The following is a 25,191-nucleotide window of genomic DNA, read 5'->3' on the forward strand; positions in this document are numbered from 1 at the left end:
CCCCTGTCCCCGTCCCGCGTCGGCCTCCCGCTCAGTGTCCTTTCTCAGGAGTCCGCCGGCGCGTCGCCTCGCCCGCTCCCCGACCCGCCGCAACTGTCCTGAGATAGGGTCACCGCTCCCCAGGTCCACTGCGGGGCGGATCATCCCCAGATGAGCAGCGTGACTCGGCGGTCCGGCGAGACCGGGTGGACGATCGACCAATGACAGGAGGAACCGACGCCTTCCGCCCGGCGTACGGTATCGCCACGGTGCACCAGCTTCGGGCTCGCGGTCATTCCAAACGGTCGCTCCGACTCGCGGTCGAGATGGCCGAGCTGATCAGGGTGAAACGAGGCTGGTACGCGGACCCCGGTGCACCCCCGGAGATCGTCCAAGCCGTTCGGGTCGGCGGGAGACTCGCGTGCATCTCGGCGGCCGCCTGGTTCGGCTGGGCCACACCGGAAGACCAGCGCCTACACGTCGCCGTCCCGTCGAACGCGGGACGCCTCCGCGATGTGAGCGACCGCCGATGTCATCCGCCCGCGCAGGATCGGGACGACACGGTCCTGCACTGGGACGACGATCAACCGGTGGTCCCTCGGGGCGGCTCGATCGCGCCGCTTCTCGTGGTGAGCCGCGAGTCGGCCGTTCGTCAGATCGTCACCTGCCAGCACCCTGACGTCGCCGGCGCGATCTTGGACTCCGTCCTGCACCGAGAACCCCACCGCGGGCGGGCGCTCCGCGCGTGGCTGGACGAACTCCCGCAAGCGCGCAGGCGCAGACTCCCTCGGTTGGAGTCGGGATGCGAGAGTTTCCTCGAGAGCATCGGTCGCATCCGGCTCGAACGCGCTGGGATCGTCGGTCGACACCAGGTCGACATCCCCGGTGTCGGACGCGTCGACGAGCTGATCGACGATTGGTTGGTGGTGGAGTGGGATGGACGTGCGTTCCACGACACCCCGGACGCCCATGAACAGGATCGCTGGCGCGACGCCCAGTTGGCGATCCTCGGCTATCGCTCTCTCCGTTTCACGTATCGCATGGTGATGGACGACTGGTACGCAGTCATCGGAGCGGTCCGGGCAGCGCTCGCGCAGGGCCGTCCAAGGCACCGCTGAGCGGATCCGATCACCCTCGCACCTGCCAGCCTGAACTCGTCCCTTCCTCAGGAATCCTTCGGCGCGCCGGGCGTACCCCGGCATGACGCACCGCAACTCTCCTGAGAAAGGCCCACCCCGGTCACTCGTCGACCAGAATTCAGCTTCGTCTCTTTCTCTGGACTCCCCCGGCACGTCGGGCGCACGCCGGCACGACGCACCGCAACTCTCCTGAGAAAGGACCATGTGCACAGCCGTACAAGACGACCCGCAGACGCACGGACGCCCCGGGAGCATGAGCTCCCGGGGCGTTCGCGCACCGACGACGCTGTCGATCGGAGGATCGAACCGCGTGTCGGGTCAGCCCTTCGTCGAACCGGCCAGGAGCCCGCGGACGAAGTAGCGCTGCAGGGCGAAGAACACCACGAGCGGGACGAGGATCGAGATGAACGCGCCGGCCGTGAGCAGGTGCCACTCGTTGCCACGCGTACCGGTGATCTCCGCCAGCAGCTTCGTGATAGGTGCGACCTCGCCGTCCGCGAAGATGAGCGCGACCAGAAGGTCGTTCCACACCCACAGGAACTGGAAGATCGCGAACGACGCGATGGCGGGCATGGTCAGCGGCAGCACGATCCGGAAGAAGATCTGACCGTGACCGGCACCGTCCACGCGTGCCGCTTCGATGACCTCGGCGGGGATCTCCGCGACGAAGTTGTGCAGCAGGAAGATCGCCAGCGGCAGCGCGAACATGGTGTGCGCGATCCACACCTGGGCGAAGGTGCCGCTCGCGTCCAGTCCCTCGCCGACCTGCAGGCCGAAGATGTTCAGGCCGCGGGAGAAGGTCGACAGCAGTGGCACGAGCGCCATCTGGATCGGCACCACCTGCAGCGCGAACACGAGGATGAACAGGAAGTTCTTGCCGCGGAAGTCGATCCACGCGAACGCGTACGCCGCGAGGCTCGCCACCACCAGCGGGATCAGGGTCGCCGGGACCGCGATGGCGATCGAGTTGACCCACGAGCCCGCGAGGTTGAGCGTCGAGTTGCCGGCCTGCAGCACCTGCACGTAGTTGTCGATGGTGACCTGGAAGTCGGAGAAGATCGTCCACCAACCGGTGGTCTTCACCTGCTGCTCAGGTCGGAACGAGGAGACGAACAGACCGAAGGTCGGGACCGTCCACAGCACCGCGATGATGACGGCCGCGATGGTCGCCCCGCGGCTGGTGAGCCGCTTCTTCGTCCGTCGGCTCGCGGCCTCGATGCCGCGTTCCCCTTGGGCGAGCTGTTCCTTGGTGGATTCGTCGATCGGTAGTTCGATCGGCTGCACAGCACTCATCGGATCTCCCTCTGCTTCTTGATCTGCCGTGCGTTGTAGATGACGATCGGCAGCACGAGCACGAACAGGACCACGGCGAACGCCGCACTCCGGCCGTTCTCGAAGTTCTTGAACTGGGTGTACATCTCGTTCGCGATGACCGAGGTGCCGTTGTTGCCGGCGGTCATCGTGCGGACGATGTCGAAGACCTTCAGCGAGGCGATCGAGATCGTCGTGACGACCACGACGAGGGAGGAGCGGATGCCGGGGACGATGACGTTGATGAAGCGCTGCCAGGCGTTGGTGCCGTCGAGCTCGGCGGCCTCGATCTGCTCGGTGGGGACCCCCTTGATCGCGGCGGACAGGACGACCATCGCGAATCCGGTCTGCACCCAGATGAGCACGACGATGAGGAACAGCGTGTTCCACGGCTCGTTCTGCAGCCACTGCACCGGAGTGCCGCCGAACCACACGACGATCTGGTTGAGCAGACCGATCTGGGTCGCGTCGGCCTCGCGGTAGGCGTAGATGAACCGCCAGATGATCGACGCACCGACGAAGGAGATCGCCATCGGCATGAAGACGAGGATCTTGAAGTACTTCTCACCGCGGGACTTGTCGATGAACACGGCGTAGGCGAGTCCGAAGGCCGTCGACAGCGCCGGGACGAGCAGCACCCAGATGATCGTGTTGATCACGGTGCGGATCGCGCTCGGCTGCGTGAACAGCCAGATGAAGTTGTTCAGGCCGACGAAGTTCTTGCCGGACGCCGACATGAACGCGGCGATCGTCGTGTTGATCGACGGCAGGATCAGGCCGATCAGCAGCAGCAGGAACGCCGGTGCGAGGAAGCCGACGAGCTGGACGAGGTACCCGACGCCCTTCTTCGAGCGGTAGTCGAGGAGGAAGAGTACGCCGCCGAGGACGGCGGCGACGGCCGCGGCCCAGAGGAACGAGCCGAAGAAGAGGACGACGACGACGGGCACCAGAACGCAGAACGCCAGACGGATGACCGTGTACAGGGTGCCCTTGCGTGGCGCGATGTCCACGAAGAAGAGGAGGAGGGCCACCACCGCGCCGAAGGCGATGACGACGATCGGGATCTGGGCGAGCGGAGGCAGTCCGCCCAACCAGTTGAGGAAACCTGACATAGCTGGCCTTTCGAGTACGGCGTTGGACCCTGAGTGAACCCTAGGGGGTTCCACTGCCGAGGCGGAAGCGCCGGAGGGTGGTGATCACCCTCCGGCGCTCCCGCTCACGAGCAGCAGTTCCGGATATCGATTACTCGCTGGAGGGCCAGCCGGCTTCGATGTCCTTGAGGACCTGGTCGGTCTCGTCGCCGTTGATCCAGTTCACGAGGCCCTTCCAGAAGGTTCCGGCGCCGACGGCACCGGGCATCAGGTCGGAGGCGTCGAAGCGGAACGTGGTCTTCTCGTCCTGCAGGATCTCGATCGCCTGGCTGAGGATCGGGGTCGAGGCGTTCGCCGGGTCGAGGCCGTTGTTGGCGGAGATGACGCCGCCGAGCTTGACCCGCTTGTTCGCCCACTCAGGGCTCGAGAGGTACTCCTGGACCTTGACGGTGCTCTCGTCGTCGCTGAACGCGCCGACGATCTCGCCACCACCGGTGACAGCGGTCTCGCCCTCCTTGATGCCGGGGGTCACGAAGGCCCACACGTCACCGTCGGGGGCGACGGTCGCGCCGGCGTCCTCGAGGAAGCCGGAGAAGAACGATGCCTGGTGGTGGAGGGCGCAGGCGCCGGAGGCGAGCGCCGGAGCGACGTCACCGAACTCGGTCGAGTTGATCGAGGACACGTCGCCGAAGCTCGCGTTCACGTACTCCGGGTTCTTGAGGATCTCGCCGACCGAGTCGAACGCTTCCTTGATCTTCGGGTCGGTGAACTTGACCTTGTTGGCCACCCAGTCGTCGTAGACGTCCGGGCCCTGCTGGCGCAGGACGAGGTCTTCGATCCAGTCGGTGCCGGGCCAGCCCGAGGCGTCGCCGGAGCCGAAGCCGGCGCACCACGGTGCGGAACCCGTCTTCTCCTGGATGGTCTTGGTCAGCGTGAGCAGCTCGTCCCAGGTCTTCGGGACCTCGACGCCCCACTCCTTGAACTTGGCCGGCTGGTACCAGACGAGGCCCTTGACGCTCGCCATGAGCGGAGCGCCGTAGACGGTGTCGTTGACGGTGCCGTAGGCGGCCCAGTCCTTCGACCAGTACTTCTCGATGTTCGCCTTGACGCTGTCGGGCGCGGGCTTCAGGTAGTCGCGCTTGGCGAGGTCGGCCAGGAGGCCGGGCTGCGGGAAGATCGCCAGGTCGGGCGGGTTACCACCCTGGGCGCGGATGCCGATCTGCGACTCGAACTCCTTGGAGGACTCGTACTTGATCGTGATGCCGCTCTCCTTCTCGAAGTCGGCCCAGCTCTCCTCGAGCAGCTTCGCCTCGGTGTCGGCGATCGTCCCGTAGATGGTGACGGTCTTGTCGTCGTCGCCACCGCCGCTGCTGCCCGATCCGCCTGAACAAGCGGTGAGCGCGACGCCCGCGACGGCCAGGACGGCCAGCGGCAGGGCCGTCCGGCGGGTCCGAATGAAACTCATCTGTGTCCTCCTCATTGAGTGCTGCAGGTTCGAACGTCTCCAGGGTCGAGCCGTTCCGATGATGCACTGGTGCGGAATCGGTCCGGATGCGGAACCGTTTCCATGCGCCAAAGTACTTCACCCGGCGACAGGATGCAAGCACGAGAACATAACGAAATAGACAGTGAGAGCGCTCCCACCAAAATCACGAGGCCGGGCGGACCCTTCGTGCTCCAGTTGTTATGGATCAGTTCCAGTCGGCAGTTCCAGGTCTGTTCCAGATTCGCTATGGTGGTGCTACCCAACGGAGGGAGTCGGCATGAGTGGTGCCATCAGCGATGTCGCGGCCCTCGCCGGCGTCTCGAAAGCGACGGCCTCGCGAGCGCTCACCGGGCGCGGATACGTGTCGGCCGAGACCCGGGAACGGGTCGTGCAGGCCGCAGCCACGATCGGGTACGTCGCCTCGCCCATCGCCGCGAGTCTGTCCACCGGACGCACGCTGGCCATCGGCGTCCTCACCTCGTTCCTCAACCGCTGGTACTTCGGGGAGGTCCTGGAAGGCGCCGAGGGCGCCCTCCGTGCGCGGGGCTACGACCTGACGCTCCACCATCTGCCGCCCGACTCCCCGGAGCGCGATCGCATCTTCGACGCCTACCTGACGAACAAGCGCTTCGACGGCATGATCTCGATCGGGATCGAGGCCTCGCAGGACGAGATCGCGCGACTGCTCGCCAATCCCCGTCCACTGGTGTCGATCGGCGGCAACATCCGTGGCGGTCACTCCATCAACATCGACGACCAGGCACTCGGCCGTGAGGCGACGGAACATCTCATCACCCTCGGGCACACGCGCATCGCCCACATCACCGGGCACGACGCGGAACTGCAGACGGACACCGTGCACGGGAGGCGCCTGGCGGGCTACCTCGCGGCGATGGAGGATGCCGGACTCACCTCAGCCGTGCACGTCCTGCCCGCCGTCCATTCGTTACCGGGCGGGTACGAGGCCGCGGCGCAGTTGCTGCGGGACGCGAGGATCCGGCCGACGGCGGTGTTCGCCTCGACGGACGAGGTGGCGATCGGCATCATCATCGCGGCACGTCGCCTCGGGATAACCGTTCCGGCGGAGCTGTCGGTCATCGGGATCGACGGGCACTCCTATGCGGAGATGTTCGCGCTCACCACCTTCGAGCAGGAGCCCCGCGCGCAGGGACGGCATGCCGTCGAGATCCTCCTCCAGGACCTGGAGGACGAGCAGCGCGCGCAGGCTCCGGACTCCGGGGACCCGGGCACAACGGTCTCCGAGGTGCGCTGGCCGACCCGCCTGGTGATCCGACAGACCACGACGCGCCCCGAGCCCGCGGACTAGACGACCCGGCTGCGGTCCCAGCGCGGTGCGCTGGCACGAGCGCGCCCCACCGACGTGAGCGCGGGCCCCCGGAGGGTCGCGCTCGCGTCGGTGGGGCGCAGTGACCGGTCGGATCAGCTCGCGTCGGCTGCGGTGATCGCGATGGCCTCGTCGAGCTCACTCTCCACCGGGCCGTCGACCCGGGCGAGGTGCTTGCGTCCGAGGACCACGATGAGGACCGCGACGATGAGCGAGCCGGCGGCCACATAGTAGGGCGCGGCGGGCGAGATGAGCTTCGCGATCTCCGCGGCGGCCGGTGGCGCGATGGCCCCACCGAGGAACCGGACCGACGAGTAGGCCGAGGATGCGACGTTGCTCGGCAGGTCCGTCGCCTCCATGACCGCCTCGGTCAGCACCGTGTTCATGACGCCGAGCAGCAGCCCACCGACGACAATGCAGACGATGAGGCCGACGGTGGACTGCACGAGGAGTCCGGCCGCGACGAGGTCGATTGCCAGCAACGGCAGGACGAGCTTGATCACGGAGGTGCGACGCATCCGGGCCGTGAGCAGCGGTGCGACGAACACGCTCGTGATCGCCAGCGCGACACCCCACCCGAAGAAGGTGAACCCGAGACCCATCGCATCGAGGCCGAGTGGGAACGGCGAGTACGCGAGGAGCGTGAAGAAGCCGATGTTGTAGAACAGTGCGGCTGCCGCGAGGATGCCCAGCGACGGGATCGCCAGCGCCTTGAACGGCGCGGACAGCTTGAGCGGCGCGGGCTTGGGGCCTTCGGTCTTCAGCAGGGTGACGATCGCGATGAACCCGACGGCCATGAGCGTCGCGGTGCCGAAGAACGGCCACTTCCAGCCGATGCCACCGAGGAGCCCCCCGAGCAGCGGACCGATCGCGATGCCGAGCCCGAGGGCGGCCTCGTACAGGATGATCGCGTTGGCGCGTCCGCCCGCTGCGGCTCCGACGATGGTGGCGAGTGCCGTCGAGATGAAGAGCGCGTTGCCGAGGCCCCAGCCAGCCCGGAAGCCGATGACGGCACCGACGGAGTCGGAGAGGCCCGCGAGGAGCGCGAACAGGACGACGAGCGCGAGTCCGATGAGGAGCGTGCGCTTGGCACCGATCCGGCTCGACAGCCAGCTCGTGAACAGCATCGCCACGCCGGTGACGAGCAGATAGCTCGTGAAAAGCATCTCGGCCTGGGTCGGCGTCGCCTGGAGGTCTTCGGCGATCGCGGGCAGGATCGGGTCGACGAGGCCGATGCCCATGAAAGCGATGACGCTCGCGAAAGCGACCGCCCAGACGGCCTTCGGCTGGTGCAGGATGCCGCCGAGGCCGGCACTGTGGCCTGCGGCGTGGCCGTGGCTCGACGCTGCGGGGGTGGGCACGGAGGACGTGTGTGCGCTGGTGTCGGCGCTCATGCCGTCAGCTCCGAGGCGACCTCGACGGCCACGCGGGCCTGGATGATCTCGACGGTCCTGGCGATCGCGGCGAGGTCGTCGTCCTCGAGGTCGGTGAAGGCCGGCTCCAGGGCGTCGGTGAGCTCGTCGCGCCAGGCGAGGAGGGCGGCCGTCCCCTTGGGGGCGATGGCGATGAGCCACGCGCGGTGGTCATCGACGTCGGCGATCCGCTTGATCCAGTCGCGCTCGTCGAGGCTCTGCACCAGCTTCGTCATGGTTGGTTGAGACACCCGGCTCTGGCGGGCCAGTTCGCCGACCCGGACGGGGCCGACCGTGGTGAGCACGGAGAGCGTGCGCCAGACGGCGGGCGATTCGGAGGATCCGGTGGCCTGGGCGGCAAGGCGGGTGAGCCGGTGCGATGCCGTGATGAGGTCGCCGAGGATGGTGTGCAGGGGTGAATGCGTACGGTTCTCGGTCATGATGTGACCAGTATACATAGCCTGGCTATGCACTTGCACCTGCAGTCCGATGATCACAATTCAGGAGGCTCCCGGCGCGTCGGCACCGGGAGCCTCCCGCAGGGCGGGACTCGCCCAGGCGGTCCTGAATTGTGAACCGGGTCAGCGCATCCAGGTGGTGAAGGATTGGCTGACCCGTGGATCGGGCGGGTGGGCGTCGCTCGCCCGTTCCGACTCGGTGAAAGCGGATGCGAGCTGGGCTCGGATCCAGGTGATGGTTGCACGCCAGCGTGCGTGGGTGTTCATGGTGGTGGGTTCTCCCGATTCGGGCACCGCACCGACAGCCCCCGCTCACCGGGAGCGGAACGACGACGCGGATGCCTGCGTGAACCGTCGACGAACGTCGTCGACGGGGTGCAGAGCATCCGCGTGCATGGAGGGGCGCGACGAATCGCAGGCCCTCCGGTTAACCGACGGAGGGCACCGCTCCCGAACGAATCGGGGGCGATGCCCTCCGATCACGGATGTCTCTGCCGAGTGCACACAGCACTCGTCTCAGGAATATCCGCGATCGTCAGCGGCGACCGACCGGAGTCGGTCGCCAGCCCAGTGGTTGTCCCCCGCAGGGGACCGACTACTTGAGCGTGACGGTGGCGCCGGCAGCCTCGAGGGCTTCCTTCGCCTTGTCAGCGGCTTCCTTGTTGGCGCCTTCGAGGACGGCAGCCGGAGCGCCGTCGACGAGAGCCTTGGCCTCGCCGAGGCCGAGCGAGGTGAGCTCGCGGACCGTCTTGATGACCTGGATCTTCTTGTCGCCAGCAGCCTCGAGGATGACGTCGAAGTCGGACTTCTCCTCGACCTCTTCAGCAGCAGCGCCGCCGGCAGCAGCCGGGCCGGCAACGGCGACGGGAGCAGCAGCGGTGACCTCGAAGGTCTCCTCGAACAGCTTGACGAACTCGCTGAGCTCGATGAGCGTGAGCTCCTTGAACGCGTTGATCAGTTCTTCGTTTGACAGCTTTGCCATGATTGTTCTCCTTGTTTCATGCCCTGCAACCGCATCACGCGGCGCACAGGTACGGGGTTGATGGTTCGCGGAACCGAATTACTCGGCCGCGGACTCCTGCTTCTCGCGCAGCGCCTCGACCGTGCGAACGGCCTTCGAGAGCGGTGCGTTGAAGAGGTAGGCAGCTCCGAACAGCGAGGCCTTGACGGCGCCGGCGAGCTTCGCCAGCAGCACTTCACGGGACTCGAGGTCGGCGAGCTTGCGCACCTCGTCAGCGGTCAGCGGGTTACCGTCGAAGTAACCGCCCTTGACCACGAGGAGAGGGTTTGCCTTGGCGAAGTCACGAAGAGCCTTCGCGACGGTGACCGGGTCACCGTGCACGAATGCGATCGCGGACGGACCGGCGAGCTCGTCGTCGAACGACGAGATGCCGGCGTTGTTCGCCGCGATCTTGGTCAGCGTGTTCTTCACCACGGCGTAGGTTGCGTCCGCACTGATGCTCTTGCGCAGGGTCTTGAGCTGAGCAACAGTGAGGCCGCGGTACTCGGTCAGCAGAACGGCGGTCGAGCTCTGGAACTTCTCCGTGAGTTCGGCAACCGAGGCTTCCTTGTTCGCCATGGCCACTCCTTTTCGAATCTTGAATGCATGCAGCGGAGGCCGCACACACCAACCGCCGGACCGGTGAAGGATTCGGGCATGAAAAAAGCTCCGGCGCAAGCGCACGGAGCTGGGGAGAGGCGAGCCTCGATCAGATCTTCATACACCTGCGCTGGACGTCTCGTCACGAGAACCTTCGACTGTCTCGTTTGCACGCGACAGTGACCGGCGGTCTTTGGTTTCCACAACCATAACACACCCCCGACCCCGCTCCGACAGGCGTGCTCCGGGCGCTCACGACCGCCCGCCCGGATGTCCGAGGCGACCGGCACCATGGAGCCATGATCCAGACGCTCGCCATCTCCGGCTACCGGTCCATCCGAGACACCGTGCTGCCGCTGCACGGCCTCGACGTCGTGACCGGCGCGAACGGCACCGGCAAGTCCAACCTCTACCGGGCACTCCGACTCCTCGCGAGTGCGGGCGACGGCGATGTCGTCGGATCACTCGCCCGCGACGGCGGGCTCTCCTCGACGCTCTGGGCCGGCCCCGAACACGTGAGTCACGCCATGGTCGACGGCTCCGTCCCGGTCCAGGGCACGCGCCGCTCGGGGCCGATCAGCCTGCGACTCGGGTTCGCGACGGACACGCTGGGGTATCTCATCGACCTCGGGATCCCGCAGCCGTCCACGACCCTGTTCGGCCGCGACCCCGAGATCAAGCGGGAGCAGATCTTCGCCGGCGCACTGGCCAAACCGAGCAGCCTGCTCGTCGACCGGCACGGTCCGGCGGTCCGCGTCCGCGACGGGTCGTGGCGTCCGATCGGTCGAACGCTCGGCACCTCGGAGAGCATCCTCACCGAGTTCTCGGACGCCGACGCGACGCCCGAGGTCCTCCGCGTGCGCGGCCAGGTGCGCGGCTGGCGGTTCTACGACCAGTTCCGGACCGACCGCGAGGCCCCGGCGCGTGCGCCGCAGGTCGGCACGCGGACGCCCGTGCTCGGACACGACGGTGCCGACCTCGCCGCCGCGGTGGAGACGATCATCGAGTCCGGCGCCCGGGACCGCCTCGACGCCGCCGTCGACGACGCGTTCCCCGGCAGCGTGCTGCGTGTGCGCGCCGACGACGGGGTGTTCCGGCTGGAGCTCGAACAGCCCGGCATGCTCCGTCCGCTCTCGGCCGGCGAGCTGTCCGACGGCACGCTCCGCTACCTGCTGCTCGTCGCGGCACTCCTGACCCCTCGCCCGGCCGAGCTCATGGTGCTGAACGAGCCGGAGACGAGCCTGCACGGCGACCTCCTCCCGCAGCTCGCTCGGCTCATCACCGCGGCGAGCGCCGACACGCAGCTCGTGGTCGTCTCCCACGCCCGCCCACTCATCGAGGCCATGCTCGAGGCCGGCCAGGTGCATGAGCACCGGCTCGTGAAGCGACTCGGCGAGACGACCGTCGAGGATCAGGGCCTGCTGTCGACGCCGCCGTGGGCTTGGCCGTCCCGGTGAGCGTCCGGCCCCGGTGACCGCCGGCTAGGCGCGGTCGGCCTGCTTGCCCAGGTAGCGGTCCGAGCCGTAGCTGAGGATGAAGAAGCCGATCAGCTGGAACAGGATGAGCCCGAAGATCCGGAACACCGTGCTCTTGTCGAACTGCTTGCCGATGTGCCAACCGACGATCCAGCCGAACACGATGTTCACGAGCGGGATGAAGTAGAGGATGGTCGCCGCGCCCGTGAAGCCGGCGAGTTTGACGACGACGTACCAGTTGTAGATCGGGATGATCGCGGTCCAGCCGGAGCGGCCCGACTTCTCGAACATGCCCCACACGGAGGCGACGAACAGGGCGTAGCCGATGATGCCGCCGAAGACGTTGGCGGGGGCGTTCATGAACTCGATGGCGGCACGACCGTTGTCGTCCGCGGCGAGCAGGATGGTGTCGAACACGGTGGTGGCGCTCCTTGTCGTCGTCGCGGTCGACCGACCGCCTCATCCGACGAATGTAGCGTGCGGGTCACACCGCGGACCAGCGGGTGTCCCGTTGACGCTCAGACCGCCCGGGCGGTGCGGGCGGCGTGCACGAACGACCGGATGAGCTCCGGTGATTTCACCCCGCGCGAGGACTCGACCCCGCTGGACACGTCGACCCCCCAGGGGCGGAGCTCGGCGACGAGGCCCTGGACGTTCTCCGGCGTGAGCCCTCCGGCGAGGATCCAGGTGCGGGTGGGTGGGTTCGCCACCAGGGCGATCGTGTCGAAGGTCCTCCCGGCTCCCGGGTCCGGGGCATCGAGCAGCAGCAGCTCTTCGGCGTAGGCGGCGCGCTCGGCGGCGTTCTCGGAGGCGTAGCGCACCGCCGAGGTCGCCCGGAGCGTCCGCCACCCCATGGCCTGCAGCTCGTGGAACGCCTCCGGTGGTTCATCGCCGTGCAGTTGGACGGTCTGCACCCCGGCAGCACCGGCGATCCGCGAGACCTCCTCGACCGACTGGCGCCGGAAGACGCCGACCGTCAGCACCGACTCGGGGACGTCGGCGAGCAGCGAGGCGACCCGTTCGGGCTCGACGGTCCGGGGCGACCCCGGCGCGAACACGAAGCCGATCGCGTCGACTCCGGCGTCCACCGCCGCAGCGACGTCGGACGCCTCGGACAGACCGCACACCTTCACCCACATGGGGACCACGCTACCCGGCCGCATGGATCACTCCGCCGACGGGACGAGGACGTCCGCGGTGGCGACGGCCGGTAGCTCGACGCGGAACACCGTCCGTCCTGGTGCGCTCTCGCATCGGACGGTGCCGTGGTGCGCGGTCACGACGGCGTGCACGATCGCGAGCCCGAGGCCGGTGCTCCCCGTGGCCCGTGAGCGGGAGTCGTCACCGCGGACGAAGCGCTCGAAGAGGTTGGGTTGCAGCGCAGGGTCGATGCCGGGGCCGTCGTCCGACACGGTCAGCACGGCGATCTCGCCCGCAGGACCGCTCTCGACCGCCAGCCCCGTCCGTACGGTCGTCCCGGCGGGCGTGTGGGTCCGCGCGTTCGCCAGCAGGTTCACGATCACCTGTTGCAGCCGGGACGCGTCTCCCGTGACGAGGACGGGCTCTTCGGGGAAATCCAGTTCGAACACGTGGTCCGGCCCGGCGACATGGGCGTCGCCGACGGTGTGGATGACGAGTTCGGTGAGGTCGACGGGGCGCTTCGCGAGTTCGCGTCCCTCATCCAACCGCGCCAGCAACAGCAGGTCCTCGACGATCGTGGTCATGCGACCGGCCTCGGAGCGGATCCGGCCGAGGGAGTGGGTGACGTCCTCCGGCAGCGCGTCCGACTTCCGCGCGGCGAGTTCCGAGTATCCGGCGATGGAAGCCAGCGGGGTCCGGAGCTCGTGGCTCGCGTCCGAGACGAACCGGCGCACCTTGTTCTCGCTCGCCTGCCGGGCGTTCAGTGCGGACGAGACGTGCCCGAGCATGCGGTTGATCGCCGATCCGACGCGTCCGACCTCGGTCCGCGGGTCGGTGTCCGACTCCGGTACCCGGACGGCGAGCGCCACCTCACCGCGGTCGAGGGGCAGTTCGGCGACGACCGCGGCCGTCGCGACGACCCGGTCGAGCGGGCGGAGCGAGTACCGCACTATCGCGAACGCCGCCAGTCCGGCGAGCAACAGGACCACGACGCTCATGATCGCAATGAGGGTGACGAGCTGCATGACCGTCGACGCGACCTCGGCGAGCGGAAGCCCGATGATCCTCGTCGCGCCGCTCGCGTCGGTGACGGCGACGACGCGGTAGTCGCCGAGGTGCTCCCCGAGGTTGATGGTCGACGGCCGGTCGCCGGCCGACACCGTGAGGATCATGGCGTCCTGGCTCTCGGTGCACGGGACCGTGCTGCCGTCGGCGCTGAGGTATCCGGCGTTGACGATGGTGCCGTCGACGACGATCGCCCCGAGTGCGCCGGGCCCGAGGCCCGGAGCACCGATGAAGGCGGGCGGCTCACGCGTGCCCGAACCACCGCCGTAGCCGTCGGGGATGCCGGAGTCCGGCAGGGATTCCGGAGCGGGGAGCTGGCCGTTGCGGCCGTAGTCGACGATCCGCTCGGCGGCCTTCGTGAGCTGGTTGTCGACGCCCTCGGTGAGGAGGCCGCTCACCGCGACCGCGCTCGCGACGCCGACGATGGCGCTGCCGAGGGCGAGGAGGCCGACGACGACCACCATGAGGCGTCGACGGAGCGTCCACGGAGCGCGCTTGGGGCGGGTGGAGTCGACGGTCGTCGCTGTCGCGTCGGTGACGGGAGGTCTCGTGGTCACGAACCGACCGTCGGGATCTTCAACATGTAGCCGGCACCGCGCACGGTGTGGATCATGGGCTCGCGCCCGGCGTCGATCTTCTTCCGGAGATAGGAGATGTAGATCTCGACGACGCTCGCACGACCGCCGAAGTCGTAGCTCCACACCCGGTCGAGGATCTGGGCCTTGCTCAGCACCCGGCGCGGGTTCCGCATGAGGAACCGCAGCAGCTCGAACTCGGTCGCGGTGAGCTCGATGGGTTCGCCGTCACGCGTCACCTCGTGGCTGTCCTCGTTGAGCACGAGGTCGCCGACCACGATGTCCGGGCCGGACTCGTCGGCGGCCAGCAGGGTCGACCGGCGGATGAGCCCGCGCAGCCGCGCGACGACCTCTTCGAGACTGAAGGGCTTCGTCACGTAGTCGTCGCCGCCGGCGGTGAGGCCGGCGATGCGATCGTCGAGCGAGTCCTTGGCGGTGAGGAACAGCACGGGGACGTCGCTCCCCGAGGTCCGCAGGCGGTTCAGCACCTGCAGTCCGTCCAGGTCGGGCAGCATGATGTCGAGCACGATGGCGTCCGGTCGGAAGTCGCGGGCGATCGTGAGGGCCTCACGGCCGTCGGCGGCGGTCCGGATCTCCCAGCCCTCGTAGCGCAAGGCCATCTGCAGGAGGTCCGTGAGCGTCGCCTCGTCGTCGACGACGAGCACACGGACGGCGGTGCCGTCGGCGCGTTTGAGTGCGCTTCGCGCGGCACCGGGCGCCTGGGTCGGGATGTTCACGCGTTCAGTATTCGCCTCCGCCCTATGAGCTGTCTATGAACGGGCCAGACGGATGCTGTGCCCTCCCCGAGCCGGCGGAGTGCCCGCAGCGGCCTGGGCCGATTCATAGCGTCACCGAGGCGCAGGCCAAGCGAGCCTCCGTAGCGTCCGGTCCAAGTCATCCGCGACGTGCGGATCGTCGGCGTCGCGCAACGGGGACGCCGGCACGTGCACCAGAGCAGAAGGAAACGCAGACATGTTCGGAACCTATCTCCGGCGGGAACTCGTCGGTCGCCGCAAACAGACCATCATCATCGCCATCGGGATGGCGCTCGCCATCGCCCTCGTGATCATCGTCAACTCGGTCGCCGCCGGCGTGAAGACGGCGCAGGCGTCGGTGCTGGAATCCGTCTACGGGGTCGGAACGGACATCACGGTGAGTCAGGCGGCCGAGGCGCCGACGGACGGCGGCGGGCCCGGCCAGAACTTCGATTTCGGCTCAGGCGACGGGTCGACGAGTGACGGGACGACGACCGTCAACCAGTCGCGGTTGGAAGCCGCGCGCGGCACGTCGACCTTCGACGCGACGGCCCTCGGCACGGTCACCGACGTCGCCAACGTCGAGGCCGCCGCAGCCACCCTGTCGCTCACGAACACGACCTTCACGGGCGAGCTGCCCGACTTCTCACAGGCACAGGGGTCCGACGGGGCGGCAGGCGTCCCGGGCGGTGACGCGAGCGGCGCGACCCCGCCACAGGGTGGTCCGGACGGCGCAGGCGGGAGTTCCTTCGGCGTCGACTCCTTCACGGTCCTCGGTCTCGACCCCTCGGGCGACGCCGTGGGTCCGCTCTCGGCCGTCACCCTCAGCGACGGTCGCTCGCTCGCAGCCGACGACGCGGGCACGGACGTCGCCGTCCTCGACGCCTCCTACGCCACCGAGGCGGGGATCGCCACCGGCGACACGATCGACATCGCGGGCACCACGTTCAGCGTGGTCGGCACGGTGACCGCCTCCGGGGCCGACGCGACGACCGCATCGAACGTCTACATCCCCCTCGACGTGGCGCAGTCCCTCGCAGGGCTCGACGGCCAGGTCAGCGACGTGTACGTGCAGGCCGCCTCGTCGACCGACATCACGCAGGTGCAGACGGACATCGAGGCGGCACTGCCCGACGCGACCGTGAGCACCCAGGAGGACCTCGCGTCCACCGTGTCGGGCTCGCTCGCCTCGGCGTCGACGCTGGTGTCGAACCTCGGCACCTGGCTGTCGCTCATCGTGCTCGCCGCCGCGTTCCTCATCGCGATCCTCTTCACGATCTCCGGCGTCACGCGCCGGACCCGCGAGTTCGGCACGCTCAAGGCGATCGGCTGGAGCGACCGGCGCATCGTCGGCCAGGTCGCGGGTGAGTCCGTCGTGCAGTCACTCATCGGCGGCGCCGTCGGTGTCGCTGTCGGCCTCATCGGCATCATCGTGGTGAACCTCGTCGCTCCGACCCTCAGTGCAGCGGCGACGACCTCCGCCGGTGGTGGACTCGGCGTCCCCGGCGGTGCCGCGGGCATGCCGTCGGATGCGGCGGCGGGAGCGGCCGGTGGGTTCGGCGGTGCCCCGGGCGCTGCGGCCGCGACCACCACCGACATCGTGCTCCAGGCTCCCGTGACCGCGTGGATCATCGTCATCGCCGTCGGGATCGCCATCCTCGGCGGGCTGCTCGCCGGTGCGATCGGCGGGTGGCGCGCCTCACGACTGCGCCCGGCCGAGGCACTCCGCTCCGTCGCCTAGGCGACGCACCAGACACCGCCGGGTGGCCGTCTCCCCCGCGACCTCCCGGCGGTCCGACTTCTCACTCCGACCAGCAGAACGAAGGACCCCATGTACACGATCACCGGCCTCACCAAGCAGTACCGCCAGGCGAAGCGCTCCGTCACGGCGCTCGACGGCGTCGACCTCGAGATCCCCGATGGACAGCTCGTCGCCATCCAGGGCCCGACCGGCGGCGGCAAGTCGACGCTCCTCCAGATGCTCGGCGCACTGGACCGACCGACCGCCGGCAGCATCTCCCTCGCCGGCGACGACCTCTCGACGCTCAGCGAGACGAAGCTCGGCAGGATCCGCGCCACGGAGATCGGCTTCGTGTTCCAGGGGTTCAACCTCATCCCGACGCTCACGGCACAGGAGAACGTCGAGATGGCCCTGGTCCCGATCGGCACCCCGCGGGCAGAACGCGAGACCAGGGCTCGTGCGGCGCTCGCGTCCGTCGGACTCGCCGAGCGGGGTTCACACCTCCCCGCCGAGCTGTCCGGCGGGCAGCAGCAGCGGGTCGCGATCGCCCGTGCGCTCGTCAAGGAGCCCGAGGTGCTGCTCGCCGACGAACCGACCGGCAACCTCGACGAGGAGACCCGCGACGAGATCATGGACCTCCTCGAGGGCCTGTGGCGGGACCGCGGGCTCACGGTCGTGGTGGTGACGCACGACACCGCGGTCGCCAAGCGCGCCGAGCGTCGTCTGCACATCGCGAACGGGAAGCTCAAGGACGTCACGACTCGGCGCTGACCGGCCCCTCGGCAGGCTCGGGGAGCGGCTCCCATCCGCTCCCCGAGCCGCCCACCCCGGTCCCTGAGCCTGTCGAAGGGCCACGGGAATACGCCGCCACCGTGATTGGTTGACACCGATCAACTACTTCTCATATAGTTGACGCATATCAACTAGCTGACGTCACCACGATCGCGGAGCCCATGTCACACACCACCTCAACACCCGCCACGCCCGCTCGCGCGGACAACGGCATGACGCATCGCCAGGTGCTCGAGGCCCTCTCCGGCCTCCTCCTCGGCATGTTCGTGTCGATCCTCGCCGGCACCGTCGTCTCGACCTCCCTCCCCCGGATCATCTCCGACCTGAACGGCGACCAGACGGCCTTCACCTGGGTCGTCACGGCCACCCTCCTCGCCACCACCGTCTCGACGCCCATCTGGGGCAAGTTCGCCGACCTCTTCAACCGCAAGCTGCTCATCCAGCTGGCGCTCGGGATCTTCGTCCTCGGCTCGGCGCTCGCGGGCTTCTCGCAGGACACCGGCACGCTCATCGGCTTCCGCGTCCTGCAGGGCCTCGGCGCCGGTGGTCTCACGGCGCTCAGCCAGATCATCATGGCCGACATCATCAGCCCGCGTGAGCGTGGCCGGTACATGGGCCTCTTCGGTGCGGTCATGGCGGTCGGCACGGTCGGCGGCCCGCTCTTCGGCGGCCTCCTCACCGACTCGCTCGGCTGGCGCTGGAACTTCTTCGTCGGCGTCCCCTTCGCGATCGCCGCGATCTTCCTCCTGCAGCGCACGCTCCACCTCCCGAAGCGGAACGTCGGCAAGGTCAAGATCGACTACCTGGGCGCCGCCCTCATCGCCGGCGGCGTCTCGCTGCTGCTCATCTGGGTCACCCTGGCCGGGACGCAGTTCGAGTGGGCGAGCTTCACGACGCTCGTCATGGTGGGCATCTCCGTCCTCCTGCTCGCCGCGGCGGTCATCGTCGAGATCAAGGTCGACGAGCCGATCATCCCGATGTCGCTGTTCAAGAACCGCACCTTCACCCTCGCGGTCGTCGCGAGCATCTCGGTGGGTGTGGCGATGTTCGGCACCTCGGTGTTCCTCAGCCAGTACATGCAGCTGGCGCGTGGAGCGACGCCGACGGAGTCGGGCCTGCTGACGCTCCCGATGATCGGCGGCCTCCTGATCGCCTCCATCGTGGTCGGGCAGTTCATCTCCCGCTTCGGCCACTGGAAGCCGTACCTCATCGTCGGCTCGATCCTCCTCACCGCCGGCCTGTTCCTCATGAGCACGATCCACTACGACACGAACTACCTGCTCGTCTCGGTGTTCATGTTCATCCTGGGCGCCGGCGTCGGCATGGTGATGCAGAACCTCGTGCTCGTGGTCCAGAACGACGTCCTGCCGCAGCAGCTGGGTACGGCGAGCGCGGGTGTCGCGTTCTTCCGCAGCCTCGGCGGCACGATCGGCGTCTCGGTCATGGGCTCCGTGCTCGCGACGAAGGTCACCGACATGCTGGCCGACCGCCAGGCCGACCTGCAGGCGGCCATCGTCGCCCTCGGCGCACCCGGCGCCAAGATCGCCGAGACGCTCTCGAGCGGCACGATCCCGAAGGTGAGCACGCTGCCCGAGTCGGTGCGGACCATCATCGAATCCGTCTACGGTGACGCGGTGGCCGACATCTTCCTCGTCGCCGCACCACTCGCGATCCTGACGATCATCGCCGTGATCTTCCTCCCGAACAAGAAGCTCGGGTCGAAGAACGCCGTGCAGCGCATGGCCGAGCAGCGTTCCGGGGAGCCCGCCCTCGTCGGCGCGGCCACCGGGTCCGTCACGACGGCCACCGGGTCCACGTCGACCCAGTCATTCGCGACCGGTGCGCTCGACGTGGCCGAGGCCATGATCGGTGGCGAGGCGGACACCCGACTCGAGCGAGGACGGGACGAGACCGCCGACACCGACGGCGGCACGGAGACCGAGGCACACAGCCCCCGCCACGGCCGCTAGTCCGTACAATGCGAACGATGTCCATCGATCACGACGCCCAGGCCGGGCCGGCCGCTGCCGACGACGCAGCGGCCGGCACCGCGCACGACCTCGCGATCGGTGCCGTGGAGGAGCAGTTCGCGCTCCTCGTCAACCGCATCCGCAACGGTATCCGCGACCGCGCCGAGCGGATCTCCCCCGGACTCCAGCCGGCCGGCTACAAGTTGCTCAGCATGGTCTCGCGCTCCGGAGCGATCCGCGCCGGTGCCCTGGCCGAGATGCTCGCGACGGACAAGAGCGCGGTGAGCCGTCTCATCCACCAACTGGAGACGCTCGGCCTCGTCACGAGGACGCCGGACCCCGAGGACGGCCGTGCGAGCCTCGTCGTCGCGACCGCCGAGGGCGAGCGCCGGATGGAGTCGACACGGGCCAACGACCAGGCGATGCTCTACCAGCAGCTCTCGTCCTGGGACGAGGCCGAGGTGCGGCGGCTCGCCGAACTCCTCGCGAAGCTCAACGGCGCCCTCTGAAGTCCCTTTCTCAGGAGTCCGCCGGAGCGCCGGGCTCGCGAGCAAGCGACGCGCCGAGGAACTCCTGAGAACGGGTCAGCGCCAGCTGTGCTTCGGGTCGTACCCGAGGACCTCGCGGGCGTGGTCGATCGAGAGCAGGGTGCCGTTGCCGGCGATGTCGCCGGTGACGGGGACGTCCGGGAAGACCTCTGCGACGAGCTCGACGTTGTCGCGCGACATGACCGTGTCGGCAGCCGCGATGATGAACCGGTCGAATCCCGTGGCCTGGTGCTCGAGCGCGAGTCGCACGGCCTGCGCGCCGTCGCGGCCGTCGATGTAGCCCCAGAGGTTCCACTTGCGGAGGGTGGCGTCGGCGTCGAACGAGGGGAACGCCGCGTAGTCGGCCTCGTCCATCACGTTGGAGAACCGGAGGGCGATGATCTTGAGCTCGGGGTGCCACCGCGTGAGCTCGATCGCCAGCTGCTCCTCGAGGTGCTTCGACAGCGAGTACGTCGACTCGGGTCGTGCGGCGTAGGCCTCGTCGACGGGGATGTACGGGGGCGGGGTGTCGAACGGCAGCCCGAGCACGGTCTCGCTCGACGCCGTGACGATGTTCGTGATGCCGGCCTTGATGGCGGCGTTGAACACGTTGTAGGTGCTGAGGATGTTGTTCTGGAAGGTCGCGGTGTTCGTCGAGAGCCCCGGCGCAGGGATGGCGCTCAGGTGGACGACCGCGTCGAACCCGTTCGGCGCCTGCTCGTCGACACCGGTGAGGGCGTCGAACACCTGGCCCGCGTCACGCAGGTCGATGCGGACGAAGCCGTCACCGCGCTCTCCCGCCTGGTCGAGGTTGATCACCAGGTGACCGTGTTCCCGAAGATGGCCGACCACTGTTCGCCCGAGCTTGCCCGAGCCTCCCGTCACTGCGATTCTCATGACGCCATCCTGGTCCATCCGACGAGGAATGGGTGGGCGATTGACAACTCACCCAGGAACCGGCGGTCGCGGTGGAATGGCGGACCGTCGGCTCGCGTTGGAGGAGATGTGAAGCTCACCCTGTACACCTCCGCGTTCTGCGCCCCCTGCATGCAGGCTCGCGCCGTCCTGGCCGAGGTCCCGGCACTCGTGGCCGGAGCCGTCGTCGAGGAGCGCGACGTCGCCTTCCGTTCGGCGGAGGCGGAGGCCGACGGCATCCGTTCCACCCCGACGGTCATCATCACGGCCGACGACGGCACCGAGGTGTTCCGCGCGACCGGGGCACCCACGCTCAACCAGGTGCTCGTGGCGGCGGCGAAGGCGTTGTAGCCCTTCGACAGGCTCAGGGACCGGGGAAGCGACTCAGGGACCGGGGCTACTGGGTGCTGAACGCCGCGTCGAAGGATTGCTCGGGCAACTTCCAGAGCAGGTTCCGGATGTACCCGACGGCCTCCTCGGCTCCGTGCAGGCGGTCCATGCCGGCGTCCTCCCACTCGATGGAGATCGGCCCGGCGTAGCCGATGCTCGAGAGGGCACGGAAGGCGTCCTCCCACGGCACGTCGCCGTGACCGGTCGACACGAAGTCCCAGCCGCGTCGCGGGTCGCCCCAGGGCAGGTGCGAGCCGACGATGCCGGCGTGACCGGTGGCCGGCCGGATCCGGGTGTCCTTGCAGTCGACGTGGTAGATCCGGTTCGCGAACTCGACGATGAACCCCACCGGGTCGACGCCCTGCCACATCATGTGCGACGGGTCCCAGTTGAAACCGAACGCCGGGCGGTGGTCGATCGCCTCGAGGGTGCGGACACTCGTCCAGTAGTCGTATGCGATCTCGGACGGGTGCACCTCGTGGGCGAAGCGGACCCCTTCGGCGTCGAAGACGTCGAGGATCGGGTTCCAGCGGGTGGCGAAGTCCTCGTACCCGGCGTCGATGACGGAGGCCGGTACCGGCGGGAACATCGCGGAGTACTGCCAGATCTTCGACCCGGTGAAGCCGACGACCGTGTCGACGCCCAGCTTGCGGGCGACCCGCGCGGAGCGCTTCATGTCCTCGGCCGCGCGCTGACGTACCCCCTCCGCGTCGCCGTCGCCCCAGGTGTAGTCGCGGACGATCGCCTGGTGGCGGAAGTCGATCGGGTCGTCGCACACGGCCTGGCCGGTGAGGTGGTTCGAGATCGCGAAGACCTCGAGGCCGTGCCGGTCGAGGATGTCGAGGCGGGACTGCAGGTAGGCGTCGTCCTCATCCGCGCGCTTCAGGTCGAGGTGGTCGCCCGAGGCCGCGATCTCGAGGCCGTCATAGCCCCAGGAGGCGGCGAGGCGGGCGACCTCCTCGAAGGGGAGGTCCGCCCATTGTCCGGTGAACAGGGTCACCGGGAGGCGGCTCGCGTACTGCTTGTCGGTGGTGTCGGTCATGCGGTGATCCTCTGCTCGTCGTCGGTGGAGGTGGCGATCGCTTCCCAGCGACCGGTGTCGGCCGCGTCCAGAACGGCCTCGGTGATGCGCGCGGTTCGGAGTCCGTCCGCGAAGACGGGCAGACCGTCCGGCGACTGTCCGGCCATCGCCGCGTAGCTGTCGGCCACGAAGGCGTTGAAGGCGTCCTGGTAGCCCATCGGGTGCCCCGAGGGGACGATGGACAGGCGTGCGGCGTCCGGGTGCAACTGGTCGGCGTCGCGAGGCAGCACCTGCGTCCCCGACCGACGGCCGAGCCAGAGCGTCTCCGGCGCTTCCTGGTCGAAACCGATGCTGAGTTCCGTCCCGGCGACCTCGAGGTGCAGACGGTTCTTCCGACCGGGCGCGACCTGCGAGACGAGCAGCGTGCCGATGGCGCCGCCCTCGAGCCGGATGACGACCGCGGCCGCGTCCTCGGTCGTGACCTCCGGGGTGTTCGCGCGTTCGGCGAAGAAGGTGCGGACCGTCGAACTCAGCTCGGTGATGTGCGCGCCGGTGATGAACTCCAGGAGGTCGACGAGGTGGGAACCGATGTCGGCGAAGGCGCGCGAACGGCCCCCGGCCGCCGAGTCGACCCGCCAGTTGTCGTCGGCCTGCGCGAGCAACCAGTCCTGGAGGTACGACCCGCTGATCGTGAGCAGGGTCCCGAGGTCGCCCGCGGCGACACGCGCGCGGGCCTCCCGGACGAGCGGGTGGAAGCGGTAGACGAACGGCACCGTGCCGACGACACCGGCCTCGGCTGCGGCGCTGACGAGACGCTCGGCGGTCGCGGCGTCGGTCGCGAGGGGTTTCTCACAGACGACGTGCTTGCCGGCCGCGATGGCCGCGAGTGCCTGCTCGGCGTGGAGCGCGTTCGGCGTGCACACGTGCACCACGTCGACCGAGGGGTCGGCCAGCAGCTCGTCGAGCGAGCCGTACCCGCGCTCGAACCCGAGGTTCGCGGCGACCTCCCGCGAGCGCTCGGGCGTCGAGGCGACGACACCGACCAGCCGGGCACCCGCCGCGCGGGCCGCCCGGCTGTGGACGGTGGCCATGAAGCCACCGCCCACCACCGCGATACCGGGACCGGCCACGGTCATGCTCCGAAGGTGCCGTCCGCCGGCGTCCACGACTCGGGGAGCGCGGGAGCGAGCTCCACGGTGCTGACGACGTCGACCGAGGTGCGGCTCAGGCCCGACTCGGCCGTCGAGACCATGACGTCGAGCACGTGGTAGGCGAGCTCACCGGAGGCACGCTCGGGACGACCGGCGCGGATCGCCTGCGCGAGCTCGACCACACCGGTTCCGCGGCCCTGCGTCGGACCGGTCGACGGGATCGACTCGGGTTCCTCGCCACCGCCGTAGACGAGCAGGTCACCCTCGAAGGTGTTCGGGTCGGGGACGACGAGCGTGCCGGTCGAGCCGGCGACCTCGAACTGCGTGCGACCGAGCTTGGAGTCGAAGCTGAAGACGCTCTGCGCGAGCTGGCCGCTCTCGAACTCGAAGAGGGCGCTCACGTGCGTCGGCACCGTCACGTCGAACGACTCACCCGCGCGCGGGCCGGATCCGATCGTCCGCTGCGGGAAGGCCTGTGAGGCCAGAGCGGTGACGCGGGCGATCGGCCCGAACAGCTGCACGAGCGCCGTGATGTAGTACGGGCCGATGTCGAAGAGCGGACCGGCGCCGTCCTGGAACAGGAAGTCGGGGTTCGGGTGCCACGACTCCGGGCCGGGGCTCTGCATGAGGGTCAGCGCGGTGAGGGGCTGGCCGATGCCACCGGCCTCGACGAGTCGGCGGGCGGACTGGATGCCGGCGCCGAGGAAGGTGTCCGGTGCCGTGGCGACGCGGAGCCCCTTCTCCTTCGCGGCGGCCAGCAGGGCCTGCCCGCTCTCACGGTCGAGCGCGAAGGGCTTCTCGCTCCACACGTGCTTGCCGGCGTCGAGGATCTGCATGGCGACCTCGACGTGGACCTTCGGGATGGTCAGGTTGACGACGATCTCGATCTCGGGGTCGGCCAGGAGTTCGGCGACCGAGCCGTGGCCGCGCACCCCGTACTTCTCGGCCTGCGTCTTCGCCCGCTCGAGGTCGAGGTCCGCGACGAACCGGACGTCGAGGTCGGGGAAGGTCACCAGGTTGCCGAGGTACTGGTCGCTGATGACGCCGGCGCCGATGAGTCCGACACCGACCGTTCCGGTGCTGTTGCTCATGCCTGGACTCCGTTCGTGGTGAGGTAGGTGAAGCTCTGCTCGAGCCCCTGGAAGATGTCGCCGTCGAACGCGTCGAACTCGACGACGCGCAGGGCCTGCGGTGCCGCGGCGAGGATGTCGAGCACCGGGACGACCCCGGCACCCGCGGGCAGCTGCTTCAGCGTGTCGCGGGAGGCGTCACCGTCCTTGACGTGGATGAAGCGCACGCGATCACCGATCGCGCCGAGGACGTCGACCGCGCGGCGTCCACCGACCTCGACCCAGTAGGTGTCGACCTCGAACACGACGGCCGGGTCGGTGAGTGCGGCGAGGTGCTCGAGCGGGCTGGTGCCCGCGACGTCGCCCTCGAGCTCCCACCAGTGGTTGTGGTAGCCCACCTGGACCCCGTGACCGGCGGCGACCGCCGCCGCGGCGTTCAGCTCGTCGGCGATCGACGCGACCGTCTCTGCCGTGGCGAAGCGCTCTTCGGCGATGGCGGGGTCGATGAGGACCTGTACGCCCTGCTCAGCAGCGGCGCCGAAGGCCGCCGACAGGTCGATGCCCTCGGCGATGACCTTGCCGTGCGCGCTCGGGGTGGCGAGGCCGGCATCGTGGATGTCCTGCAGGCTGACGCCGGGACCGAAGCCGAACGGCTCGGCCTGACGGAAGCCGATCTCGGTCAGGCGCTGCAGCGCTGCGGCACGATCCGCGGTGAGCGGCTCCCGTACCGAGTAGAGCTGGACAGAGAGTTGGGAAGTCGACACGATGCTCCTCAGTGATGAT

Annotated in this window: 24 protein-coding genes; 8 read left to right on the plus strand and 16 right to left on the minus strand. The window is 68.7% G+C overall.

Annotation, left to right across the window (positions count from 1 at the left end; genetic code table 11):
• Positions 1–200 precede the first annotated feature (200 nt).
• Positions 201–1,097 (plus strand): DUF559 domain-containing protein, encoded by an 897-nt coding sequence (locus tag A4X17_RS04725; RefSeq protein ID WP_064294527.1) that lies wholly within the window; start codon positions 201–203, stop codon positions 1,095–1,097.
• Between the two features lie 339 nt (positions 1,098–1,436).
• On the opposite strand, the gene A4X17_RS04730 is transcribed toward A4X17_RS04725, so the two are convergent.
• The 3 genes from A4X17_RS04730 to A4X17_RS04740 form a co-directional block, all read right to left on the minus strand.
• Positions 1,437–2,411: a carbohydrate ABC transporter permease gene (locus A4X17_RS04730; RefSeq protein ID WP_064294528.1), complete on the minus strand. Its 975-nt coding sequence runs from the start codon at positions 2,409–2,411 to the stop codon at positions 1,437–1,439.
• Positions 2,408–3,541, minus strand: a complete 1,134-nt coding sequence (locus tag A4X17_RS04735; RefSeq protein WP_064294529.1) for a carbohydrate ABC transporter permease — start codon at positions 3,539–3,541, stop codon at positions 2,408–2,410. The genes A4X17_RS04730 and A4X17_RS04735 overlap by 4 nt, the downstream gene beginning before the upstream one ends.
• Positions 3,542–3,671: 130 nt before the next feature.
• Positions 3,672–4,985 carry an ABC transporter substrate-binding protein gene (locus A4X17_RS04740; protein WP_064294530.1) on the minus strand — a complete coding sequence of 438 codons (1,314 nt, stop codon included), beginning with the start codon at positions 4,983–4,985 and terminating at the stop codon, positions 3,672–3,674.
• Between the two features lie 298 nt (positions 4,986–5,283).
• On the opposite strand from A4X17_RS04740, the gene A4X17_RS04745 reads away from it, so the two are divergent.
• Positions 5,284–6,333 (plus strand): LacI family DNA-binding transcriptional regulator, encoded by a 1,050-nt coding sequence (locus tag A4X17_RS04745; protein WP_064294531.1) that lies wholly within the window; start codon positions 5,284–5,286, stop codon positions 6,331–6,333.
• Between the two features lie 113 nt (positions 6,334–6,446).
• Here the strand turns inward: A4X17_RS04745 and A4X17_RS04750 are convergent, their stop codons facing one another.
• The 4 genes from A4X17_RS04750 to rplJ all read right to left on the minus strand — a co-directional run bounded on the left by A4X17_RS04750 (position 6,447) and on the right by rplJ (position 9,800).
• Entirely contained in the window at positions 6,447–7,745 is a 1,299-nt protein-coding gene (locus A4X17_RS04750; protein WP_082915919.1) for an MFS transporter, read from the minus strand.
• Complete coding sequence (locus A4X17_RS04755) at positions 7,742–8,203, minus strand: MarR family winged helix-turn-helix transcriptional regulator (protein ID WP_064294532.1); 462 nt, start codon at positions 8,201–8,203, stop codon at positions 7,742–7,744. The genes A4X17_RS04750 and A4X17_RS04755 overlap by 4 nt, the downstream gene beginning before the upstream one ends.
• A 613-nt stretch (positions 8,204–8,816) precedes the next feature.
• Positions 8,817–9,203: a 50S ribosomal protein L7/L12 gene (gene rplL / locus A4X17_RS04760; protein ID WP_064294533.1), complete on the minus strand. Its 387-nt coding sequence runs from the start codon at positions 9,201–9,203 to the stop codon at positions 8,817–8,819.
• 78 nt (positions 9,204–9,281) lie between these two features.
• Positions 9,282–9,800, minus strand: coding sequence for a 50S ribosomal protein L10 (rplJ, locus tag A4X17_RS04765; protein ID WP_064294534.1), 519 nt, complete (start codon positions 9,798–9,800; stop codon positions 9,282–9,284).
• Between the two features lie 320 nt (positions 9,801–10,120).
• Between rplJ and A4X17_RS04770 the strand changes: the two genes are divergently transcribed.
• Positions 10,121–11,278 carry an AAA family ATPase gene (locus tag A4X17_RS04770; protein ID WP_064294535.1) on the plus strand — a complete coding sequence of 386 codons (1,158 nt, stop codon included), beginning with the start codon at positions 10,121–10,123 and terminating at the stop codon, positions 11,276–11,278.
• Positions 11,279–11,302: 24 nt separating this feature from the next.
• On the opposite strand, the gene A4X17_RS04775 is transcribed toward A4X17_RS04770, so the two are convergent.
• The 4 genes from A4X17_RS04775 to A4X17_RS04790 all read right to left on the minus strand — a co-directional run bounded on the left by A4X17_RS04775 (position 11,303) and on the right by A4X17_RS04790 (position 14,813).
• On the minus strand, positions 11,303–11,713 hold the full coding sequence (locus A4X17_RS04775) for a DUF5684 domain-containing protein (RefSeq protein ID WP_082915920.1): 411 nt from the start codon (positions 11,711–11,713) through the stop codon (positions 11,303–11,305).
• A 101-nt stretch (positions 11,714–11,814) separates the two neighbouring features.
• Positions 11,815–12,435, minus strand: a complete 621-nt coding sequence (locus A4X17_RS04780) for a phosphoribosylanthranilate isomerase (protein WP_064294536.1) — start codon at positions 12,433–12,435, stop codon at positions 11,815–11,817.
• A gap of 27 nt (positions 12,436–12,462) precedes the next feature.
• On the minus strand, positions 12,463–14,058 hold the full coding sequence (locus A4X17_RS04785; RefSeq protein WP_064294537.1) for a cell wall metabolism sensor histidine kinase WalK: 1,596 nt from the start codon (positions 14,056–14,058) through the stop codon (positions 12,463–12,465).
• A complete protein-coding gene (locus A4X17_RS04790) occupies positions 14,055–14,813 on the minus strand; it encodes a response regulator transcription factor (protein WP_079003251.1) in 759 nt (252 codons plus the stop codon). The genes A4X17_RS04785 and A4X17_RS04790 overlap by 4 nt, the downstream gene beginning before the upstream one ends.
• Positions 14,814–15,048: 235 nt before the next feature.
• On the opposite strand from A4X17_RS04790, the gene A4X17_RS04795 reads away from it, so the two are divergent.
• The 4 genes from A4X17_RS04795 (at position 15,049) to A4X17_RS04810 (ending at position 19,843) form a co-directional block, all read left to right on the plus strand.
• A complete protein-coding gene (locus A4X17_RS04795; RefSeq protein WP_064294538.1) occupies positions 15,049–16,572 on the plus strand; it encodes an FtsX-like permease family protein in 1,524 nt (507 codons plus the stop codon).
• Between the two features lie 90 nt (positions 16,573–16,662).
• Positions 16,663–17,343, plus strand: coding sequence for an ABC transporter ATP-binding protein (locus A4X17_RS04800; protein WP_064294539.1), 681 nt, complete (start codon positions 16,663–16,665; stop codon positions 17,341–17,343).
• A gap of 233 nt (positions 17,344–17,576) precedes the next feature.
• The gene (locus tag A4X17_RS04805) at positions 17,577–19,334 is read left to right on the plus strand and encodes an MDR family MFS transporter (protein ID WP_079003252.1); all 1,758 of its coding nucleotides are present in this window, start codon (positions 17,577–17,579) and stop codon (positions 19,332–19,334) included.
• Positions 19,335–19,351: 17 nt separating this feature from the next.
• The gene (locus A4X17_RS04810; protein ID WP_158596512.1) at positions 19,352–19,843 is read left to right on the plus strand and encodes a MarR family winged helix-turn-helix transcriptional regulator; all 492 of its coding nucleotides are present in this window, start codon (positions 19,352–19,354) and stop codon (positions 19,841–19,843) included.
• Positions 19,844–19,918: 75 nt separating this feature from the next.
• On the opposite strand, the gene A4X17_RS04815 is transcribed toward A4X17_RS04810, so the two are convergent.
• Positions 19,919–20,758 (minus strand): NAD(P)-dependent oxidoreductase, encoded by an 840-nt coding sequence (locus A4X17_RS04815; protein WP_064294541.1) that lies wholly within the window; start codon positions 20,756–20,758, stop codon positions 19,919–19,921.
• A 108-nt stretch (positions 20,759–20,866) separates the two neighbouring features.
• Here A4X17_RS04815 and A4X17_RS04820 point away from each other — a divergent pair, with 108 nt between their 5' ends.
• Positions 20,867–21,127 (plus strand): hypothetical protein, encoded by a 261-nt coding sequence (locus tag A4X17_RS04820; RefSeq protein WP_064294542.1) that lies wholly within the window; start codon positions 20,867–20,869, stop codon positions 21,125–21,127.
• Between the two features lie 46 nt (positions 21,128–21,173).
• Here the strand turns inward: A4X17_RS04820 and A4X17_RS04825 are convergent, their stop codons facing one another.
• Genes A4X17_RS04825 through A4X17_RS04840 form a run of 4 tightly spaced genes read right to left on the minus strand, consistent with a single transcriptional unit; the run spans position 21,174 to position 25,172 of the window.
• Positions 21,174–22,208, minus strand: a complete 1,035-nt coding sequence (locus A4X17_RS04825; RefSeq protein WP_064294543.1) for a sugar phosphate isomerase/epimerase — start codon at positions 22,206–22,208, stop codon at positions 21,174–21,176.
• Entirely contained in the window at positions 22,205–23,323 is a 1,119-nt protein-coding gene (locus A4X17_RS04830) for a Gfo/Idh/MocA family protein (RefSeq protein WP_064294631.1), read from the minus strand. The genes A4X17_RS04825 and A4X17_RS04830 overlap by 4 nt, the downstream gene beginning before the upstream one ends.
• Complete coding sequence (locus A4X17_RS04835; RefSeq protein ID WP_064294544.1) at positions 23,320–24,429, minus strand: Gfo/Idh/MocA family protein; 1,110 nt, start codon at positions 24,427–24,429, stop codon at positions 23,320–23,322. Before A4X17_RS04835 ends, A4X17_RS04830 begins: the two co-directional genes overlap by 4 nt.
• A complete protein-coding gene (locus A4X17_RS04840) occupies positions 24,426–25,172 on the minus strand; it encodes a sugar phosphate isomerase/epimerase (protein WP_064294545.1) in 747 nt (248 codons plus the stop codon). Before A4X17_RS04840 ends, A4X17_RS04835 begins: the two co-directional genes overlap by 4 nt.
• Between the last annotated feature and the right edge of the window lie 19 nt (positions 25,173–25,191).

The sequence above is a fragment of the Plantibacter sp. H53 genome (genome assembly GCF_001650455.1).
Classification (GTDB): Bacteria; Actinomycetota; Actinomycetes; order Actinomycetales; family Microbacteriaceae; genus Plantibacter; species Plantibacter flavus_A.

What these genes read in the sequence shown, in the direction of transcription:
- A4X17_RS04825 (WP_064294543.1), bottom strand. Translation starts at nt 22,208, where the DNA reads ATGACCGACACCACCGACAAGCAGTACGCGAGCCGCCTCCCGGTGACC.
- rplJ (WP_064294534.1), bottom strand. Translation starts at nt 9,800, where the DNA reads ATGGCGAACAAGGAAGCCTCGGTTGCCGAACTCACGGAGAAGTTCCAG.
- A4X17_RS04835 (WP_064294544.1), bottom strand. Translation starts at nt 24,429, where the DNA reads ATGAGCAACAGCACCGGAACGGTCGGTGTCGGACTCATCGGCGCCGGC.
- A4X17_RS04730 (WP_064294528.1), bottom strand. Translation starts at nt 2,411, where the DNA reads ATGAGTGCTGTGCAGCCGATCGAACTACCGATCGACGAATCCACCAAG.
- A4X17_RS04800 (WP_064294539.1), top strand. Translation starts at nt 16,663, where the DNA reads ATGTACACGATCACCGGCCTCACCAAGCAGTACCGCCAGGCGAAGCGC.
- A4X17_RS04750 (WP_082915919.1), bottom strand. Translation starts at nt 7,745, where the DNA reads ATGAGCGCCGACACCAGCGCACACACGTCCTCCGTGCCCACCCCCGCA.
- A4X17_RS04770 (WP_064294535.1), top strand. Translation starts at nt 10,121, where the DNA reads ATGATCCAGACGCTCGCCATCTCCGGCTACCGGTCCATCCGAGACACC.
- A4X17_RS04745 (WP_064294531.1), top strand. Translation starts at nt 5,284, where the DNA reads ATGAGTGGTGCCATCAGCGATGTCGCGGCCCTCGCCGGCGTCTCGAAA.
- A4X17_RS04780 (WP_064294536.1), bottom strand. Translation starts at nt 12,435, where the DNA reads ATGTGGGTGAAGGTGTGCGGTCTGTCCGAGGCGTCCGACGTCGCTGCG.
- A4X17_RS04735 (WP_064294529.1), bottom strand. Translation starts at nt 3,541, where the DNA reads ATGTCAGGTTTCCTCAACTGGTTGGGCGGACTGCCTCCGCTCGCCCAG.
- A4X17_RS04830 (WP_064294631.1), bottom strand. Translation starts at nt 23,323, where the DNA reads ATGACCGTGGCCGGTCCCGGTATCGCGGTGGTGGGCGGTGGCTTCATG.
- A4X17_RS04755 (WP_064294532.1), bottom strand. Translation starts at nt 8,203, where the DNA reads ATGACCGAGAACCGTACGCATTCACCCCTGCACACCATCCTCGGCGAC.
- A4X17_RS04815 (WP_064294541.1), bottom strand. Translation starts at nt 20,758, where the DNA reads ATGAGAATCGCAGTGACGGGAGGCTCGGGCAAGCTCGGGCGAACAGTG.
- A4X17_RS04805 (WP_079003252.1), top strand. Translation starts at nt 17,577, where the DNA reads ATGACGCATCGCCAGGTGCTCGAGGCCCTCTCCGGCCTCCTCCTCGGC.
- A4X17_RS04795 (WP_064294538.1), top strand. Translation starts at nt 15,049, where the DNA reads ATGTTCGGAACCTATCTCCGGCGGGAACTCGTCGGTCGCCGCAAACAG.
- A4X17_RS04740 (WP_064294530.1), bottom strand. Translation starts at nt 4,985, where the DNA reads ATGAGTTTCATTCGGACCCGCCGGACGGCCCTGCCGCTGGCCGTCCTG.
- A4X17_RS04725 (WP_064294527.1), top strand. Translation starts at nt 201, where the DNA reads ATGACAGGAGGAACCGACGCCTTCCGCCCGGCGTACGGTATCGCCACG.
- A4X17_RS04810 (WP_158596512.1), top strand. Translation starts at nt 19,352, where the DNA reads ATGTCCATCGATCACGACGCCCAGGCCGGGCCGGCCGCTGCCGACGAC.
- rplL (WP_064294533.1), bottom strand. Translation starts at nt 9,203, where the DNA reads ATGGCAAAGCTGTCAAACGAAGAACTGATCAACGCGTTCAAGGAGCTC.